The following is a 17,689-nucleotide window of genomic DNA, read 5'->3' as shown; positions in this document are numbered from 1 at the left end:
TTCGCAGAATACACACGGCCGGAACATATCGTCGGCGCGGTTGGCCTATGCTTCCGATACGGAATCTGGGGGGATTCGCTACCGGAGCAGCCAATGCCTATCAGGGCAGTCGCATACGTAAGTGAAGCGGGCCCAGCCGTGGCCGGTGACCCGTTGGGCCTGCGCAGCGGCAAACTGGACGATCTGGTCGACGATGCCGCCCGCTTCAACCGGAACGCCGGCGTCACCGGGGTCCTGCTGTTCGATGGCAGCCGTTTCCTGCAGTACATGGAGGGGCCCGAGGACGGCTTGCGCGTGGCGTACTCGCGGGTGCTTGGCGCTACCAGCCATACAGGACTGATCGAGTTGCAGCGCGGCAGGGTCGGTAACCGGCGTCTGCCATTCTGGCCGATGCGCTGGCTGCCGACACAACCGGCGGAGTTGAAGCGCCTGGCCTGCGCAGACTGGCTGGGATTTGTGCAGCATGGCGACGACGACGGGGTGGCTGAGACGGCGATGGATGTCCTGGCCAGGTTGGTCGAGCCCTACGCCATCGCGGCCTGAGGTTCGGTCTATCGCCCGCCATAGCGCGCTGCCCAGGGAATCTCGCCGCTGCACGAGTCGAGGTGCCCGGTGCGCATCACGCAATACAGGCGGGCATCCGGGTCCGCACTGGCTGCAATGTAGTCCAGTGCCTCGGCGAGCATGAGGATGAACTGCGGCTCGGGATAGAACGCTGCCCAGGTGGGCAGCATTTCCTCCAGTTGCGCGATCATCAGGTCGATTTCCAGGTGCGTGCTCACTGCCTGATCCTCCATGCAGCCACGTTAGCGACCAGGCAGGGCCTCACGCCGGCATCGCTGTAGGCCGATGCCGCCGCAGCGGTCGCCTCAGGCTTCGGCGGCTGCATCCGCTTCGCAGGGCATGCAGCGCTCCTTCTTGGACTTGATGTCTGCAGCGGTCTTCGCCAGTGCCTCGTAGCGCTGGCGTATCTCTTCAAGATGGGCCGGCTCCATCGATTCCAGGTTCAGCAGCTCCTGGTTGGCATCCTTGCTGACCCGGATCAGCTCATCCAGCTTGATGTGCAGTGCAGCGGTGTCAGCGTTCTGCGTGTGCTGGATCAGGAACACCATCAGGAACGTCACGATGGTGGTGCCCGTATTGACCACCAGCTGCCAGGTGTCATTGAAGTGGAAGGCCGGCCCGCTGGCGGCCCAGGCGATGATCACCCCCAGTGCCGCGACGAACGCCCCAAGACTGCCGGACAAGCGCGCCGTGGCCGCCGCGACGCGTGCAAATCCGCGCCGGATCACTGCTCACCTCCGCCGGCCTCCTCATCCGTCCGGCGGTCTGGCAGTTTGACCCGCTTGCCCAGGCGCGCGGCCTGCTCATCGGGCGTCGGGGCCGCGACGAAGGGCGAGATCGGGTCGCTAGCCGGGAACGTCTCCTGCAACGCCTCTTCATGATTGCGGTGGTTATGCAGCTTGGCCTGAAGCGGGCTGACCGGATCGGTGCGCTGTGCTTCCGGGTCCGGGTGGGGCAGGTCTTTCTGATCGCGTTGCATGATGCATCTCCAGGTTGAGCGCCACTGTGGAAGTGGCGCGCCAAGCATAGGAACCGGGCCGTGAGCGGCCCCATCAACGACGCGGCAACGTGGTGTCAACCCTTCAGCCAACAGGTGTTAACAATCAGGCGCATTGCGGGGTCGGGGATCCGCGGCGCGCTGCGGCCGAGCAGAACGGGAGTGAAGGATCCTCACCCCGTTCACCCCGTCGCGGCGACAATGGGGCCTCGGTGCGCCGTTGCGCGTGCCGCTCACTGCCAGCAGGATCACGAAGATGTCCCACACCCCCTTTGGAGAATCGTCATGTGCGGCCGCGGCCAGCGGCTGCATCGAGGTCCGCGGCGCGCGCGAGCACAACCTGAAGCATGTCGATGTTTCCATTCCGCGCAACGCTCTGGTGGTGTTCTCCGGGGTGTCCGGGTCCGGCAAGTCATCGTTGGCATTCGGCACGATCTTCGCCGAGGCCCAGCGTCGCTACTTTGAATCCGTCGCACCCTATGCGCGCCGCCTGATCGACCAAGCGGGCGTGCCCGACGTGGATGCCATCGACGGCCTGCCGCCGGCGGTGGCCCTGCAGCAGCAGCGTGGTGCCAGCAACGCACGTTCATCGGTGGGCAGCGTGACCACGCTGTCCAGCCTGGTACGCATGATGTATTCGCGTGCAGGCGCGTACCCGGCCCATCAGCCCATGCTGTACGCCGAGGACTTCTCGCCCAACACGCCGCAGGGGGCCTGCAGCACCTGCCATGGGTTGGGCCACGTCTACGAAGCGACCGAAGCGCTGATGGTGCCGGACCCGTCGCTGAGCATCCGCGAGCGCGCCATCGCCTCCTGGCCGCCGGCCTGGCATGGCCAGAACCTGCGCGACATCCTGGTTACCCTGGGCTACGACATCGACGTGCCGTGGAAGAAGCTGCCGAAGAAGGACCGGGAGTGGATCCTGTTCACCGAGGACACGCCGACCGTGCCCGTCTATGCCGGCTTCACGCCTGCCGAGACGCGTGCCGCACTCAAGCGCAAGCTGGAGCCCAGTTACATGGGCACCTACACCGGCGCCCGCCGCTACGTGCTGCATACCTTCGCCACTACCCAGAGCGCGCTGATGCGCAAGCGTGTCTCGCGCTACATGGAAGGCAAGCTGTGCCCCGCCTGCCAGGGCAAGCGCCTGAAGCCCGAAGCGCTTTCGGTCACCTTTGCCGGTCTGGACATCGGTGAATTCATGCGGCTGCCGCTGGATCAACTGGCCGGGCTGCTCGAGCCCATTGCGCAGGGTGACTTCAGTACACACGGCCACGGCGCACGCACGCGCAGGAGTGCGACGCCCCGCGATCGCGCGAAGCGCGCAGCCCGTGGCCACGCGACCCACGAAGGCGCCCCCGACGTGCGGTTGACCTCGGCCCTGTCCGAAGAAAAGCGCCTGGCGGCACAGCGGCTGGCCGGCGGCGTCATGGCACGTGTGCGGCAGCTGCGCGACCTGGGCCTGGGCTACCTCTCGCTGGACCGCGCCACGCCCACGCTGTCGGCCGGCGAGCTGCAGCGCCTGCGGCTGGCCACGCAGCTCAGTTCCCTGCTGTTCGGCGTGCTGTACGTGCTCGATGAGCCCTCAGCCGGCCTGCATCCTGCCGACAGCCAGGCGCTGTACGACGCGCTGGACCGCCTGCGCGATGGAGGCAACTCGGTGTTCGTCGTTGAACACGATCTGGAACTGATGCGGCGTGCACAGTGGCTGGTGGACGTGGGGCCGCAGGCGGGCGAGCACGGCGGGCGGGTTCTCTACAGTGGCAAGCCCGACGGCCTGCGCGGCATCGAGGCATCGCGCACCGCGCGCTACCTGTTCGACCAGGTGCCTGCGCCTGCCAGCCGGCAACGCAGCGCCGGCAGCTGGCTGGAGCTGAAAGGCATCCACCGCCACAACCTGCAGGGCGTGGACGCGCAGGTGCCGCTGGGAGTGCTGACCGCGGTGACCGGCATTTCCGGCTCGGGCAAGTCCAGCCTGATGGCGCAGGCCCTGCCTGAGCTGATGCTGCTGCACCTGGGGCACGAGCCGGTGGACGACAGCGCCGACAGCGCGCCGGCCGAGGGACCCACGGTGATCGAGGCTACCCGGGGCCAGCTGGCCGGCGATGTGGACGCCATCCAGCGCGTGGTGCAGGTGGACCAGAAACCGATCGGTCGCACGCCCCGGTCCAACCTGGCCACCTACACGGGCCTGTTCGATCACGTGCGCAAGCTGTTCGCCGCGACCCCCGACGCGCGACGTCGCCGCTTCGACGCCGGCCGCTTCTCGTTCAACGTGGCCAAGGGCCGGTGCGAGACCTGCGAAGGCGAGGGATTCGTCAGTGTCGAACTGTTGTTCATGCCCAGCGTCTATGCGCCGTGCCCGGCCTGCCATGGTGCCCGCTACAACGAGGCCACGCTGAAGGTGCTCTGGAACGGCCGCAACATCGCCGAGGTCCTGCAGATGACGGTCGACCAGGCACAGGCATTTTTCGCCGGTGAAGACGCCATCGCCCGGCCGCTGCAGCTGCTGCAGGAGATCGGCCTGGGCTATCTCAGGCTCGGCCAGCCGGCCACGGAGCTTTCAGGCGGCGAGGCGCAGCGCATCAAGCTGGCGACCGAGCTGCAGCGCAGCCAACGCGGTCGCACGCTCTATGTGCTGGACGAACCCACCACCGGCCTGCATGCGTTGGACGCAGACAGGCTGCTGGTGCAGTTGCAGCGGCTGGTGGACGCGGGAAACACCGTGGTGATGATCGAGCACGACATGCGTTCCGTCGCACAGGCCGACTGGGTGATTGACGTCGGTCCGGGCGCAGGCGGCGCGGGCGGCGCCATCGTGGCGAAGGGTACGCCACGCCAGGTGGCCCGCGCCAAGGGCAGCAGGACAGCGCCGTTCCTCGCCAGGGAACTGGCGCTGTAGCGACGCCATGCCCGGCCAGCGCACTGCGCCACGCCGGGCGGCTGCAACGCGTTCGCCGATCAGGCGCCGCCCAGATAGCGCTGCGCCGGCTGCGCGCGCGAAAGGCCCGGTGCCATCGCCTTGCGTGCGTGCTCGAAGGCGTCCCACTCAGCGATGTCCGGAAGCGCGGGAATGGTCACGACTTCACCCTGTGCCAGACCGGCCAGCGACGCGTCCACCATCGCTTCGGCGCTCATCACGATGCCGTGTGGCAGGTGCTCCACCGGCAGGCCGGAAAGGTGCCAGAAGTCCGTTGCGGTGGCACCCGGCAGGACAACCTGGACACGCACGCCCTTGTCGGCCAGTTCATGGTGGAGCGACTGCGAGAACGCCAGCACGAACGCCTTGCTTCCCGCGTAGACCCCGTTGAGCAGCTCCGGTGCCAGCGCGACGATGGAGGCGATGTTGATGATCGTGCCCCGGCCACGGGCCACAAACACCGGTGCTGCGGCGTAGGCCAGGCGCATCGCGGCGTTCACGTTGAGCGTGATCAGGCGCTCCATTTCGCCGATGTCCGACTGCAGCAGGGGCGCCGTAGCGCCGATGCCGGCATTGTTGACCAGCACCTGGATGTCCGCTCGGCCTTGAATGACCTTTTCAACCTCGGCACGCCCGTCGGAGGTGGTCAGGTCCGCGGCGACGATGTCCACGGTGCGGCCGCTACTGCGGGCCAGCGCTTCGGCCAGTTGGCGCAGGCGGTCGCCGCGTCGCGCGACCAGGATCAGGTCATGGCCGGCGTGGGCCAGGCGATCGGCATAGATCGCCCCGATGCCGGACGATGCGCCAGTGATGAGAGCGGTGCCGTGATGGGTAGGGTCGTTCACAGGGGTCGGTCCAAACCGGCGGGGGTCGCCGGGTTCAGGGCAGACTCTAGGCCGGCTTGTGCAGGGCGTAAATGTCGTATATACCTCGTTTCAGGTCACGCCGGAAAACCCCCCATGCTCAGTGTTGGATGTGTCCTGCCGGCCGGATTCCAGACCATGGCGATCGCCGCGGCGTCCGCCTTCGAACTGGCCAATGCCACCGAAGGTGCGCGCCTTTACGATCTGCACATGCTGTCCGAACAGGGCGGGCTGGTGCCCAGCTCGCTGGGCATGGCCATGCAGACAGCGCCGCTTGCGCAGCAGCCGCTGGATACCATGATCGTGGCCGGCCTGCTGGAGCCAGCCCCGTCCAGCGGCACGCTGATCGATTCGATCCGCCACGCGGCCGCACGCACGCGCCGGACCGCGTCGGTGTGCACCGGCGCATTCCTTCTCGGCGAAGCGGGGTTGCTGGACGGGCGCCGCGCCACCACGCACTGGTTCCACGCACGTACGCTCAGGCAGCGCTTTCCCGCCGCGCAGGTGGAGGAAGATCGCATCTTCATCACCGATGGCCCGATCTGGACCTCCGCCGGCATGAGTGCGGGGCTGGACCTGGCGCTTGGCATGATCGAGCAGGACTTCGGTGCGGATCTGTGCAGGGCGGTGGCCCGGAAGCTGGTGATCTACCACCGGCGCGGAGGCGGGCAGTCCCAGCATTCGGTGCTGCTGGAGCTGGATGCGCGGTCCGATCGCATCCAGAACGCGCTGGCTTTCGCGCGCGGCAACCTGCGCGCCACCTTGTCCGTTGAAGAACTGGCGCAGGCCGCGCATCTGAGCACCCGCCAGTTCAGTCGCGCGTTCCGCGAGGAAACCGGGCAATCCCCCGCCAAGGCAGTGGAGGGCCTGCGCGTGGAGGCCGCGCGTGTGCTGATCGAGCAAAGCCGTCACACGATGGATGAAGTCGCGACTGAAACGGGCTTCGGTGATACCGAACGCATGCGACGTGCCTTCCTGCGCGCCTTCGGCCAGCCCCCGCAATCGCTGCGGCGCAACGCACGCGGCGGGGCGGACTGAGTCTCTTCGTGGGCGCCTGGGGCGGTCGTTTGGCCGTTCCGGGCACGCCGCGCGCACCGGGCGGCGCTGAAGGCGCACGCCAGGCAAATCTAGGCCCGGTCCGATAGAGCGCTCCGGGGGCCTTACCTAGGATTCTCTCCGCCAGCCGTGCACCGGCTGGCCGGACAGGACCTTCTCCCCAAGTGTCCGATCCGTCCCCGGCCACCGCCGCTTCGGCGGCGGTGGTTTCTTGCCGCCCGCGCGCGGATCACATCTGTGAAGAAGAACACCACCATCATGAAGCTCATTCCGATCGCTTCCGCTGCAAGCCTGCTGCTGGCCGCTTCGGCCGCCAGCGCCCAGTCCTATGGCTCTGGCACCATCGAGTTCACCGGCGAAGTCACCGACCTGACCTGCACCATTTCCGGTGGCGCCGGCGCCATCGGCACCACCAACGTCACCGTTCCGATGAGCGCGGTGCAGGCCAACCAGCTGGCAGCAGCCGGCGACGTTGCCGGTGAACACCCGTTCCAGCTGATCATCGGTGGCCCCGGCCAGGGCACGTGCCTGGATGGCAAGGTCGCCGAGCTGTACTTCGACCCGGCTGCCGGCCAGGTCGACGCCAGCAACGGCAACCTGCGCAACCAGGAAGCCAACGCGCCGGCAGCCAACACCCAGATCCAGGTGAAGTACAAGAACGCCGTGGTCGACCTGCGCGATCCGTCGTTCAAGACCGATCCGGTGACCATCACCAACAACACCGCCACGATCGACATGGCCAGCCAGTACGTCGCCAACGGTGGCGCTGCGGCCCCGGGCTTCGTGCAGTCGTACGTCAACTACAAGGTTGTCTACAACTGATCGCGGGAGGTCGCCGGCAGGCGCTGGCGGCCTCCTTCCTTTCCCGTTCCGAGGTGACCCATGAACGCCCTCCATCGCATCATCGCTGCTGCATTGCTGTCGCTCGTCGCGCTGGCTTCGCCGTCGGCCCATGCGTCGGTCGTGATCGGCGGTACCCGCGTGGTCTATCCCGCGCAGGACAAGGAAGTCACGCTCAAGTTCATCAATGAAGGCGAGCGCGCGACGCTGGTCCAGGTCTGGCTGGATGATGGCGATGACCAGTCCACGCCGGATACCGCCAAAGCCCCCTTCGTGGTCGCGCCACCGGTGTTCCGCCTGGACCCGAAGAAGCAGCAGACCACCCGCATCATGTTCACCGGCGCGGGCCTGCCGGCCGACCGGGAAACGCTGTACTGGTTGAACATGCTGGAAATCCCCCCGAAGAATGGCACTGCCAGCGCCAACATCCTGCAGTTCGCCTTCCGCACCCGCATCAAGGTGTTCTACCGGCCGTCGAACCTGGCAGGGGAGCCGGTGCTGGCTTACCAGAAGCTGCGCTGGACCCTGCACACCGGTAAGGACGGCCTGGTTCTGCGTGCCGACAATCCGACCCCGTTCCACGTCAACTTTGCCAACGTCAGCCTCGATGTCGGCGGCCAGGAGCAGGGCGGGCAGGGCGGGCAGGGCGGCGGCATGGTCGCGCCGTTCTCACAGGCCGAGTTCCCGCTGAAGGATCTGCGCGCGCGCCCGTCGGGCCAGCTGAAGGCTGCCGTTACGGTCATCAATGACTTCGGCGCGCTGGTTCCCACCGAGGCCGTGTTGCAGCCCTGAGCCGCGCACCGCACCGCACCGCACCGCCGGAGAATCCATCATGAACGCCCGTTCCCGGGCGCCGGCTGCCGGCGCCCGCCGGTTCCAGCGCGCCCGCCTGCCGGGTGTGGTGGCCGCCATCCTGTTTGCCCCGGCCGTCGCGAGCGCCGGCAACGAAAGCCCGGACGATGTCGAGTTCGACGCCGCGTTCCTGCCGGTGGGGGCGTCCTCGCGCCTGGACCTGCAGCGGTTTTCGCAGGAAGACTACGTTGCGCCCGGTACCTACCGGGGGGACGTGCGTCTGAACGGCCAGTGGCAAGCGCGTGCGGACATTGTCTACCGCGAGGTGGACGGCGTCTCGCGGCTGTGCCTGGACCCGGCCGCGCTGAAGCGCTACGGCATCGCGCCGGAGCGCCTGCACGCCGACCAGGCCCGGCAGCCGGCCCTGGCCTGGCCGGACGAACCCTTCTGTGGTGACCTGGGCGAGCGCGTGCCCGGTGCCACGGCGTCCTTCGATGCAGGCAGCCAGACCCTGGATCTGCAGGTGCCGCAGCTGTACCTGCGCAGCGAAGCGCGCGGCCATGTCGACCCCAGTGAGTGGGATGCCGGCGTGGCGGCGCTGTCGCTGGGCTACAACGCCAACGTCTATCGCTACAGCAATGGCGCTGCCCCGACCTACTCCGGGTTCCTTGGCCTGAACGCCTCGGGCCGCGTGGCGGGCTGGCAGCTGGTGCACCAGGGCGCGATGACGCGCGGTGGCAGCCAGCCGCAGCGCTACCGGTCAGCGGCCGCCTACCTGATGCACGACATCGTGCCGTGGAAGGCGCAGCTGATGGTCGGCGACACGTCCACTGCGGGCGACCTGTTCGAGAGCGTGCGCCTGCGTGGCGCCCGCCTGGGCAGCGACGACCGCATGCTGCCGCAGTCACAGCGCGGTTTCGCACCGGTAGTGCGTGGCATCGCCGAGACCAACGCCCGGGTGATCGTGCGCCAGCGTGGCAACGTCCTGCTGGAAACCAGCGTTGCACCTGGACCGTTCGAGATCAACGACCTGTTCCCGACCGGTTATGCCGGCGATCTCGACGTGGAAGTCGTCGAAGCCGACGGCCGCTCACGGCGGTTCACGCTGCCGTATTCGGCGGTGCCGCAACTGCTGCGTCCGGGCCAGTCACGGTGGTCGGTAGCGGCCGGTCGTGTTGCCGAGGCCTCGCTGCTCGATGCGCCGGACGTCCTGCAGCTGCAGTACCAGCGCGGCCTGTCCAATGTGGTCAGCGCCTACGGCGGCGCCGTGGTGGGCGACAACTACCACTCGGTGCTGGCCGGCAGTGCGGTCAATACACGATTCGGTGCGCTGGCAATGGATGCGTCGTTGTCACAGGCCCGTGTAAACGGCCTGCCTGAGCTGTCCGGCAGCAGCTTCCGCGTGGCCTACAATCGAAGCATCGCCAGCACCGGCACCTCGTTTGCCATCGCGGCCTACCGCTATGCAACGCGTGGCTACGTGAGCGTGCGCGACTGGGCCAGCCTGCGTGACGCACAGGCACGTGATCTTGGCATCGACGCGGTGGCGCGCCAGCGCAACCGCATGGACCTGAGCGTCAACCAGCGCCTGGGGGAGCGCGGTGGCCAGCTGTTCGTCATCGGGACGCGGCGCGACTTCTGGAACACGGCTGGCCGCCAGCTTGACCTGAGCGTGGGCTACAGCAACCAGTGGAAGTCGTTGAGCTACAGCCTGAACTTCCAGCGCACGCGCGATTCGATCGATTTCATGCCGGGCTTCCTGCAGGATCGCATTCCCGGCGCGGATGCGGCGCCGCGTCCACAGATGGCGCGGGCTGACAATCGCCTGATGCTCATGCTGTCGGTGCCCTTGGGGCGCACGCCCCGTGCGCCACAGCTCAATGCCACCCAGACCCGCAGCGACAATGCCGATCCCTCCACGCAGCTGTCGGCCAGCGGACTGTGGGCCCGCGACGACCGAGTCAATTACGGCGTGTCACTGGCGCGTATCGGCGGTGGCAACGCCCTGGATGTCAACGGCGGCTATCGCGGCGGCCGCGGCCAGGTGGCGGCCAATCTCAGCCGGGGGCCCGGCTATACCCAGATGGGCCTTGGCGCGTCGGGCGGGCTGGTGCTCCACGCGGGTGGGCTGACCCTGTCGCCGCCGCTGGGCGACACAGTCGCGCTGGTGCACGCGCCCGGCGCGGCGGGAATGCGGGTGGAGAACAGCGGCGGATCCCGCGTGGACAGGCGTGGGTTTGCGGTGGTCCCGTACCTGACGCCGTACCAGCTGAACACGATTTCGCTCGACCCCAAAGGGGCCGGCTACAGCGTGGAGCTGCAGGAAACCGCACGCGCGGTGGCGCCGCGTGCCGGCGCGCTGGTGAAGCTCGATTTCAGTACGCGCGCCAGCCGTGGGCTGATGGTCGACACGCAGACCGAAGACGGGCGCCCGCTACCGTTCGGCGCGGAGGCCACCGATGCCAGCGGCGCCACGGTCGGCGTGGTGGGGCAGGGCAGCCGCCTGCTGCTCAGTGGCCTTCAGTCGTCCGGGCCGGTGCAGGTGCAATGGGGCGAGGGCGCCGACCACCAGTGCGTGGTGGACGTGCAGATTCCCGACGGCCCTGTCAGCGGCCAGTACGCCGTGCTCAGCGCGCAATGCCGATCCCCCGTCGTCCATGCCAACGGTGACGCGCCGCCCGCGCGCCGGGTTACCACCACCTTCCAGGAGAACGCACCGTGATTCGCCTGCCTCTGGTCGCGCGATTGATCGCGCTTGTCCTGTTGATGGCCGCAGCGCCTGCGCTTGCGCAGAACTGCCGCTTCAACGCCGGCACCACCACACTCACCAACATCGCCAACCTCAGTGGCAGCATCACTGTCGGTCCGGATGTGCCGGTCGGCACCGAAATCTACCGGGCCACGTATTACGCCGGGCCCACCAACGAGATCTACTGCACACCGGGCAGCGCCGATCGCATCCGCCAGTACACCGCGCTGCCGTACGGGCCTTCGGGCTACGTACACGCGAGCTACGGAACCGTATACAACACGAATCTTCCCGGCGTCGGCGTGGCGGTCTGGTTCAGCGGCAAGCCGTTTCCGATGCTGGTTTCCGCGGAGGTGACCACGGGCACGCTGATCTACCTTATTCAATCCTTCGACGTCAGCCTGATCAAGACCGGACCCATAACGGCCGGCACGGTCACTGGCGCGAACCTGCCGCGCTTCGAATACCGCATGACCGGTGCCAACAGCGCGCTCCAGCTCTGGAACGGGCGGGTGCAGGGCTCGCTGTCCATCGTTGCACGCACCTGCACCGCTGCAGACGTTTCGGTGAATCTTGGCGATCACCGCGTGACGGAGATTCCCACCGTCGGCAGCGGGACACAATGGGTCAACGTCCCGGTAACGCTGAGCAATTGCCCGGCGTTCTACGGCCGCTACCGCGGCAACCTCACCACGGGAACGGTACAGACGGCCAATGGGCGCGTCGACAACACCCTCCGCTTCCGCGTGGATCCGGTCACGGCCGTGGCGGATAGCGCCCGCTCGGTGATGATGCTGCAGAGCGACGGCGTGAATACCACGGCCACCGGCATCGGCATCCAGATCGGGACCGCGGCCGACGAGTCGGTGGGCTTTGGCAGCATGCGTGATTCTGGGTTGGCGCTGAGCGAAACCAACAACGCGTCCTACACGCTGATGCTGCGTGCGCGCTATACCCGCTACGCCGCTGCCGCCTCATCGGGACAGGCGAACGGTGCCGCCACCATTACCCTGGAGTACTACTGACATGCACGCACGATGGCTGCTGCTGGCGCTGCTGTGCGGGGCCGCCCTGCCGGTGGCGGCGGCGGACCTGACCGTCCGCTTCACCGGCAGGTTCCTGGCCGGGACCTGCCAGCTGAGCGTGCAGGACGTCGATCTGGGCACGTTCCAGGCAACGTACTTCGCCACCAGCACGCAGTCGCCCGCCGTGGCCTTCGTGCTGGAGCGCAAGAACTGCAGCGACGACCTGCGAACGCTGCACGTCCGCTTCGTCGGCACCGCCGACAGCAGCAATGCCAGCTACTTCGCCATCCCGGCCACCGGCGGTGTGCGGGGATTGGCCATCCGACTGCAGAGTGCCACCGGCACGCTGTATGCACCCAACCAACCCGCGTTTGACTGGCCCACCAGCGGCGGTTCGGCAGGCCAGCGCGATCTCGGCGCATTACTCGTCCGCACCGGCAATGTCACCGCCGGTGCGATCCGTACCCCCATCACTGTCCAGGTCACCTACAACTGAGGTCTCCCATGTTCCGTCCGCTTCTCTCCCTGAGCCTGCTGCTTTGCGCTGCCACGGTGCACGCGCAGGACAGCCAGGCCTTCACCATGTCCGGCGAAATCCTGCCAGGCGTCTGCAAGGTCGCGTTCCCCGATGTGGATCTGGGGTCCCATCAGGCGTCCTTGTTCACCGGCAGCTATGCCACGGCCTATGTGGACTTCAGTGGCACCGTCAGCGACTGCGACGCGCAGGTGCTGCGGGTCGCCATGACCTTCACCGGTGCGGCCGACAGCAGCAACGCGTCGCTGTTCCAGGGGGTTCCCGGCGTAGGCATCGAACTGGTGCGCGTGGTCGGTGCCGTCAACGTGCCGATTGCACCGGGTGGCCGTACCCAGTACACCACCGCCGCCGGCGTGTATCCATACCGTGCGCGCTTCCGGCAGTCCGCTGCAACGGTGGGCGCGGGCCGCGTGACGCGTCCCATCACCGTTTCGCTCACCTACAACTGAGGCTGCAGCTGATGTGCACTGTCGCCCTCCGCCTGCCTTCCATCCTGCTGGCGCTGGCCTCGCTGTTCGCTGCGGGCCACGCGGCCGCGCAGACGACCACCACGTTCAACGTCACCGGCACCATTCTGCCGGGCGTCTGCCGCATCGCCGTGGCCGACGTCAATCTCGGCACCTATCAGGCAACACTGTTCACCGGCGCGTATACCTCGCCGTTCCAGCCGGTGAATGTTGTGGTCAGCCAGTGTGACCCGCTGGTGACCCGGGTTGCCCTGCGTTTCGATGGTACCGCCGACACCAGCAATGCCCAGCTGTTCCAGGGTGTGCCTGGCATCGGCGTCGAGCTGCAGTACACCAGCAGCGGGGCCCGCGTCGCCCCTGGCGGAACGGCCCAGATGACCACGGCCGCGGCGACGCACGCATTCCGCGCACGCTTCGTGCAGAGCCGCGCAACGGTATCGGCCGGTACGGTCAGCCGACCGATCACGGTAACCATGACGTACAACTGATCACGCGGGCGGGGGAGGGCACCCGGGGCCGTCCCCCTCGCGTTTCAGGCGCAGGACAGGGCTGCTGCGCGCAGCGGCGCCTCGCTAGCGGAGGCTGTCCGCGCTGTGCGATCCATCGCCCTGCTCCTGTGCAGCGCTTTCCTCACGCAGCACGCGTGAGCGTTCCGCCACGATCTCATCCATCGCGACACGAAGTGCCCGGGTCTCGGCAGACAGGCTGGCAACGTTGAGCCGCAGGCCATCGATATCGGCCCGGTTGCGCAGTCCGTCCTCGTTGGCCTCCAGGGTCTGCCTGACGCGCAGGGATACCGGGGCCGCCAGCCGCGCGGACAGCCGCCCTGCCAGATTGCCCTGGGCATTGTTGATATACGCCGGGACCAGCGCCACCACGTCGATGACATAGCGATGCTCGGCACGCACCACGGACATGTGTTCAATCGACGCACGGCGATCGCCCAGGTACCGGGTAACCACGGCGCGGGCCTGGTTTGCGGCCCAGGTCTGCTGCCCGATCTCGCGCAGGGCCAGTCCCAGCGGCAGCGCCAGCAGAATGAACGTGGTGGCGATCACCCCTGCTTGCCAGGCGGTGTGGCGAGGTGAGTTCTCCATCCCGAACCCGTACCACTTGGCAATCAGTGTCACGCTCAGGGCAATCGCCAGCAGGTTGGTCATGAAAAGGAACATCGCGCCCCCAGCCACGCGCATGTCGCCCGTCGCCAGCCCAAACGCGACCACTGCCAACGGCGGCATCAAGGCGGTAGCAATTGCAACGCCCACAATGGCCTCTCCCTTCCGGGTAATCACTGCGTAGCCGCCGGCCAGCCCTGACAGCAGCGCCACCAGCAGGTCGAACAGGGTGGGTTGCGTGCGTGCAAGGATCTCACTGGTCGCCTCGCGTAGCGGCGACAGCCATACGATGCAGATAGCGGTCAGCAGCGCCAGCGCCATGCCCACAAGCAGCGCAAGCAGTGCGCGGCCCATCATCCGGAAATCGACCACGCACAGCGAAAAACCCAGCTGCACGATGGGGCCCATCAGCGGCGAGATCAGCATCGCACCGATCACGACGGCCCCGGAGGACTGAAGCAGCCCCAGGATCGCGATACCGCAGGACATCACTGCCATGAACGTGAAGCGCGGGCTGAGCCCGCCACCGTCACTCACGTTGGCGATGACGGCATCGTGGTCGACGGCGGCCAGCATGCGGTTGCGCCACCGGCTCCAGCCATGGTGGGCGGATGCCAGGACACTCACCAGCAGCGTTGGCACGGCACTCATCGATCCGCTCCCGGCTGCGCGGGTGAATGCAGCGCTTCGGCCCGTTGCAGCCGGTGGAAGTAGTCCAGAAGGGCCAGCGCCTCTGCGAGGCAGGTACGGCCGCCAAGCAGCTGACGGCCGCGCATGACATTCCAGTGGCCGTACTCGGTGTAGATGAGGGTGTGTCGGGAAAGATCTGCCATGGAGATGCCTGGGAACAAAGAGGGTCGAACACCTATCGTCAACCAGCGTGTTGCAGCAGCCCATCGGACGACGCCCATTCCGCGGGGGATCCGACGCGGAATGGACGTCCACGCACCCACGCCAGCCGTGCGGCCGCGTTGCGCCGCAGCGCGGCTGAAAGTCAGCCGCGTCCTATGTGGCTGTCTGCCAGGGGCCGATAGGGTGGCCGCTCCCTTTCACTTCCTCCGGGATGGCCCGCATGTTCCTTGGCGGGCGCATCCACAGCGACAATGTTCCGTTTCTTCCGCTCCGCACACCTGCGCCAGGACGCCTCGCCTGATGCCACCGACGATTGCGACCTCGCGGCGCTCCGCAAGTACCAGCGCGGCGTGCTGCTGGGCGGCGGCTGCCTGCTCAGCATCGCCATCGTTGCCGGGCTGATCGCGCTGGCGCTGTTCCACGCAGATGGCTTTGCGGCGCGGCGGTCGGAAGCGCTGCAGCGCAGCCGTGCCATCGTCGAGGCCCACCTGGCGGCGTCGGATGCTGCCCACCTTCGGCTGTTGAGCATGGCCGAGTACGCCTGGCGGCATCGCCCGGACAATGATGCGCGGACGCTGGAAGTGGACCGTGCCAACTATCTGCGTGCCGGACAGCGGGCCGTCATGACCGCTGGCACCGAGAGCGTGCCGCAGACGGTGCTGGGTGCCGGCACCGATGCCTGGCCCGTTGACCGCCTGGATCGCTATCTCATGCTGGCGCACTCACTGTCGATCATCCGCCGGCTGGGCGGGGCCGGCGGCCGGTCCAGCGAATCGGAGTCGAGCTTCTTTCTTGATCCGCGCGGCCAGTTGCTGGTACTGGGCGAGGGCATGAGCGAACAGCATCTGCTGTCGGCCACGGGAGAAAAGGACCGTGCGCAGCTCATCGGTCGGCTCGCGGCGCTGTCCCGCACCGGCGTCGACGGCGCGGAGGCGTATGGCACGCACGCCACGCGGATGGAACTGGTGCGCCATCCGGTGTCGGGGGCTCCGGCGATCGCCAGTGCCCTGGTGGCGCGTGACGGTGCCACCGTGATCGGCACGTTCGTCACGCTGGAATCAACGACACCGCTGTCCCGGGCAATGCGCATCGCCGATGGTGGCGTGTCGTTCGTGCTGACCGGCGACGGCCGCGTGGTGGCGGGCACCGGCAGCCCCAAAGCGCTGGATCTGGGCGAGGTGACCCGGCATCTTCTGGACGCGGAGCACAAGGGGCGGACGCTGGCCACCTTCCGCCAAGGGCTGCGTTTCTTCCAGGTGGTCCGTATCGAGGAAGCCGACTGGGCACTGGTCAGCACGTACTGCATCGACGATGTCATTGCCGATGGGCAACGCCTGTACATCGCCGCCGCGTCGTTGGCGTTCGGCCTGTTGTTGGGTCTTTGGACGCTGCTGGCCTGGCTGCATTGGCGCGCCTTCGGGCCCGCGCTGGCACGCGCCGCGCGCGTTTACCAGGGCGAACAGCTCAGCCGCGCGTTGATCCAGCTGTCACCAGTGGGACTGTGCCTGCTCGATCGCCACAGCGGTGACCCGGTGGTGCAGAACGACATGATGCGTCAGCTCGCCGCCGCCGCCGAGCGACGCGGCGCCATGCTCTACGCCCGCATGGTCGACCAGGCCTCGGCGATCCTGCTGCTGCCTGATACCACCATCGCCGAGTTCGAAGTGTCGGTGCCGGATCCCCACGGCCAGGCGCCTGTCGTGCTGCTGGTGGGGGCGACCAGTGCCAGCTATCAAGGGCGCATGGTACTGCTGTGCGCCGTGCGCGACCTGAGCGCGCGGATCGAACTGGAGCAGCAGCAGAAGCAGGCGCGCGAGTCGGCCGAGGCCGCCAGCCGCGCAAAGAGCCGCTTCCTGGCCGCCATGAGCCACGAGATCCGCACGCCGTTGCATGGCATCCTGGGTCACCTGGAGTTGCTCGGCCGCTCTGCGCTGGACGACAACCAACAGGCACGGCTTCGGCGGATTACCCAGGCTGCGGACTCGCTGCTGCAGATCATCAACGACGTGCTGGATTTCTCCCGCGCGGAATCCGGGCACCTGGACCTGGTTGCGGAGACCTTCGAACCGGTGACGCTGCTGGAGCGGGTCGCGCTGCTCTTCTCGCCATTGGCCGAAGCAAAGGGCTTGGTACTGGACGTCATGGTCGATGATGCAGTGCCGGCCAGGCTGGTCGGGCCGCAGGCACGCATCGAGCAGGTCCTGCGCAACCTGGTCAGCAATGCAGTGAAGTTCACCCCGTCCGGACGTGTGGAACTGAGGGCTGACTGGGTGCCCGATGCGGACGGCTCCCAGCTGCAGCTGCAGGTCATCGATTCCGGCATCGGCATGACGGAGACGCAGATGGCAAGGCTCTTCCAGCCATATGTGCAGGCGGACGCCAGCATCATCACCCGTTTCGGCGGGTCTGGGCTGGGGCTTTCACTGTGCCGTGAACTGAGCAGCTGCATGGGGGGCATCATCCATGCCAGCAGCACGCCCGGCGTCGGCAGTGTCTTCACCTTCTGCATACCGGTCCAGGCGGTTCCGGCTGCCGGGACGCTGCCCTTGGCTGACCGCTCGGTGCTCCTGAGTTCCTCGGCCAGTGGTTGGCGGGACGAGCTGCGGCGCCGGCTTGAACGCTGGGGCGCCACCGTGATCATCGTGAGCGAGGCCGACGCCTGGCCCGCCGAACACTGGGAGGCGCACGTTCCGCTCGTTGCATTCGAGAGAAGTCCTGCGCGGACGGAAGTGGCGTCGCGGGCGGGACGGCGGCGGGTGATCCTGGTATCTGCCGACGGTCCGCTGAAGCCGCAGGTGCGGGGAAATGCGTGGCGCGTGTCCTGCTATTCCAGTGATGGCCTGCTGCAGGCTCTGCTGGTTTCCTCGCAGCGGGGCGTGCCGACACTGGCGGTGGAAAGGGGCATGCACTAGAT

17 protein-coding genes are annotated in these 17,689 nt (G+C 67.5%); 11 read left to right on the top strand and 6 right to left on the bottom strand.

The features are described 5' to 3' along the window. Positions 1 to 93: 93 nt before the first annotated feature. A complete protein-coding gene (locus LRM18_RS02865; RefSeq protein ID WP_057494785.1) occupies positions 94 to 543 on the top strand; it encodes a BLUF domain-containing protein in 450 nt (149 codons plus the stop codon). An 8-nt stretch (positions 544 to 551) separates the two neighbouring features. Here LRM18_RS02865 and LRM18_RS02860 read toward each other — a convergent pair whose 3' ends face one another. From LRM18_RS02860 to LRM18_RS02850, 3 genes are all read right to left on the bottom strand, one after another. Next, the gene (locus tag LRM18_RS02860; protein WP_049469405.1) at positions 552 to 782 is read right to left on the bottom strand and encodes a hypothetical protein; all 231 of its coding nucleotides are present in this window, start codon (positions 780 to 782) and stop codon (positions 552 to 554) included. An 87-nt stretch (positions 783 to 869) separates the two neighbouring features. Beyond that, positions 870 to 1,292 (bottom strand): low affinity iron permease family protein, encoded by a 423-nt coding sequence (locus LRM18_RS02855; RefSeq protein ID WP_049469411.1) that lies wholly within the window; start codon positions 1,290 to 1,292, stop codon positions 870 to 872. Continuing rightward, positions 1,289 to 1,543, bottom strand: a complete 255-nt coding sequence (locus LRM18_RS02850) for a hypothetical protein (protein ID WP_270950911.1) — start codon at positions 1,541 to 1,543, stop codon at positions 1,289 to 1,291. Before LRM18_RS02850 ends, LRM18_RS02855 begins: the two co-directional genes overlap by 4 nt. 274 nt (positions 1,544 to 1,817) lie before the next feature. Here LRM18_RS02850 and LRM18_RS02845 point away from each other — a divergent pair, with 274 nt between their 5' ends. Then, on the top strand, positions 1,818 to 4,463 hold the full coding sequence (locus tag LRM18_RS02845) for an excinuclease ABC subunit UvrA (protein ID WP_270950909.1): 2,646 nt from the start codon (positions 1,818 to 1,820) through the stop codon (positions 4,461 to 4,463). Positions 4,464 to 4,522: 59 nt separating this feature from the next. Here the strand turns inward: LRM18_RS02845 and LRM18_RS02840 are convergent, their stop codons facing one another. Then, positions 4,523 to 5,326: an SDR family oxidoreductase gene (locus LRM18_RS02840; RefSeq protein ID WP_270950908.1), complete on the bottom strand. Its 804-nt coding sequence runs from the start codon at positions 5,324 to 5,326 to the stop codon at positions 4,523 to 4,525. A gap of 156 nt (positions 5,327 to 5,482) precedes the next feature. Between LRM18_RS02840 and LRM18_RS02835 the strand changes: the two genes are divergently transcribed. The 8 genes from LRM18_RS02835 (at position 5,483) to LRM18_RS02800 (ending at position 13,296) form a co-directional block, all read left to right on the top strand. After that, on the top strand, positions 5,483 to 6,382 hold the full coding sequence (locus tag LRM18_RS02835) for a GlxA family transcriptional regulator (RefSeq protein ID WP_270950906.1): 900 nt from the start codon (positions 5,483 to 5,485) through the stop codon (positions 6,380 to 6,382). Positions 6,383 to 6,637: 255 nt separating this feature from the next. Beyond that, positions 6,638 to 7,222 carry a fimbrial protein gene (locus LRM18_RS02830; RefSeq protein WP_088476134.1) on the top strand — a complete coding sequence of 195 codons (585 nt, stop codon included), beginning with the start codon at positions 6,638 to 6,640 and terminating at the stop codon, positions 7,220 to 7,222. 60 nt (positions 7,223 to 7,282) lie between these two features. Further along, positions 7,283 to 8,032, top strand: a complete 750-nt coding sequence (locus LRM18_RS02825) for a fimbria/pilus periplasmic chaperone (RefSeq protein WP_270950903.1) — start codon at positions 7,283 to 7,285, stop codon at positions 8,030 to 8,032. 40 nt (positions 8,033 to 8,072) lie between these two features. Then, positions 8,073 to 10,754 (top strand): fimbria/pilus outer membrane usher protein, encoded by a 2,682-nt coding sequence (locus tag LRM18_RS02820; RefSeq protein WP_270950901.1) that lies wholly within the window; start codon positions 8,073 to 8,075, stop codon positions 10,752 to 10,754. Further along, a complete protein-coding gene (locus LRM18_RS02815) occupies positions 10,751 to 11,806 on the top strand; it encodes a fimbrial protein (protein ID WP_270950899.1) in 1,056 nt (351 codons plus the stop codon). Before LRM18_RS02820 ends, LRM18_RS02815 begins: the two co-directional genes overlap by 4 nt. 1 nt (position 11,807) lies before the next feature. Further along, the gene (locus LRM18_RS02810; RefSeq protein ID WP_270950897.1) at positions 11,808 to 12,302 is read left to right on the top strand and encodes a fimbrial protein; all 495 of its coding nucleotides are present in this window, start codon (positions 11,808 to 11,810) and stop codon (positions 12,300 to 12,302) included. An 8-nt stretch (positions 12,303 to 12,310) separates the two neighbouring features. Then, complete coding sequence (locus LRM18_RS02805) at positions 12,311 to 12,790, top strand: fimbrial protein (protein ID WP_088476129.1); 480 nt, start codon at positions 12,311 to 12,313, stop codon at positions 12,788 to 12,790. A gap of 11 nt (positions 12,791 to 12,801) precedes the next feature. Next, positions 12,802 to 13,296, top strand: coding sequence for a hypothetical protein (locus tag LRM18_RS02800; RefSeq protein ID WP_270950894.1), 495 nt, complete (start codon positions 12,802 to 12,804; stop codon positions 13,294 to 13,296). An 84-nt stretch (positions 13,297 to 13,380) separates the two neighbouring features. On the opposite strand, the gene LRM18_RS02795 is transcribed toward LRM18_RS02800, so the two are convergent. Next, positions 13,381 to 14,574 (bottom strand): DUF389 domain-containing protein, encoded by a 1,194-nt coding sequence (locus tag LRM18_RS02795; protein ID WP_270950892.1) that lies wholly within the window; start codon positions 14,572 to 14,574, stop codon positions 13,381 to 13,383. Further along, positions 14,571 to 14,756 carry a hypothetical protein gene (locus LRM18_RS02790; RefSeq protein ID WP_172412152.1) on the bottom strand — a complete coding sequence of 62 codons (186 nt, stop codon included), beginning with the start codon at positions 14,754 to 14,756 and terminating at the stop codon, positions 14,571 to 14,573. Before LRM18_RS02790 ends, LRM18_RS02795 begins: the two co-directional genes overlap by 4 nt. A 270-nt stretch (positions 14,757 to 15,026) precedes the next feature. On the opposite strand from LRM18_RS02790, the gene LRM18_RS02785 reads away from it, so the two are divergent. Further along, positions 15,027 to 17,687 (top strand): ATP-binding protein, encoded by a 2,661-nt coding sequence (locus LRM18_RS02785; RefSeq protein WP_270950888.1) that lies wholly within the window; start codon positions 15,027 to 15,029, stop codon positions 17,685 to 17,687. The last annotated feature ends 2 nt before the right edge of the window (positions 17,688 to 17,689 follow it).

The sequence above is a fragment of the Stenotrophomonas sp. PI_27 genome (assembly GCF_027854495.1).
Taxonomy (GTDB): Bacteria; Pseudomonadota; Gammaproteobacteria; order Xanthomonadales; family Xanthomonadaceae; genus Stenotrophomonas; species Stenotrophomonas pavanii.
This window is presented reverse-complemented; position numbering and strand designations above follow the sequence as displayed.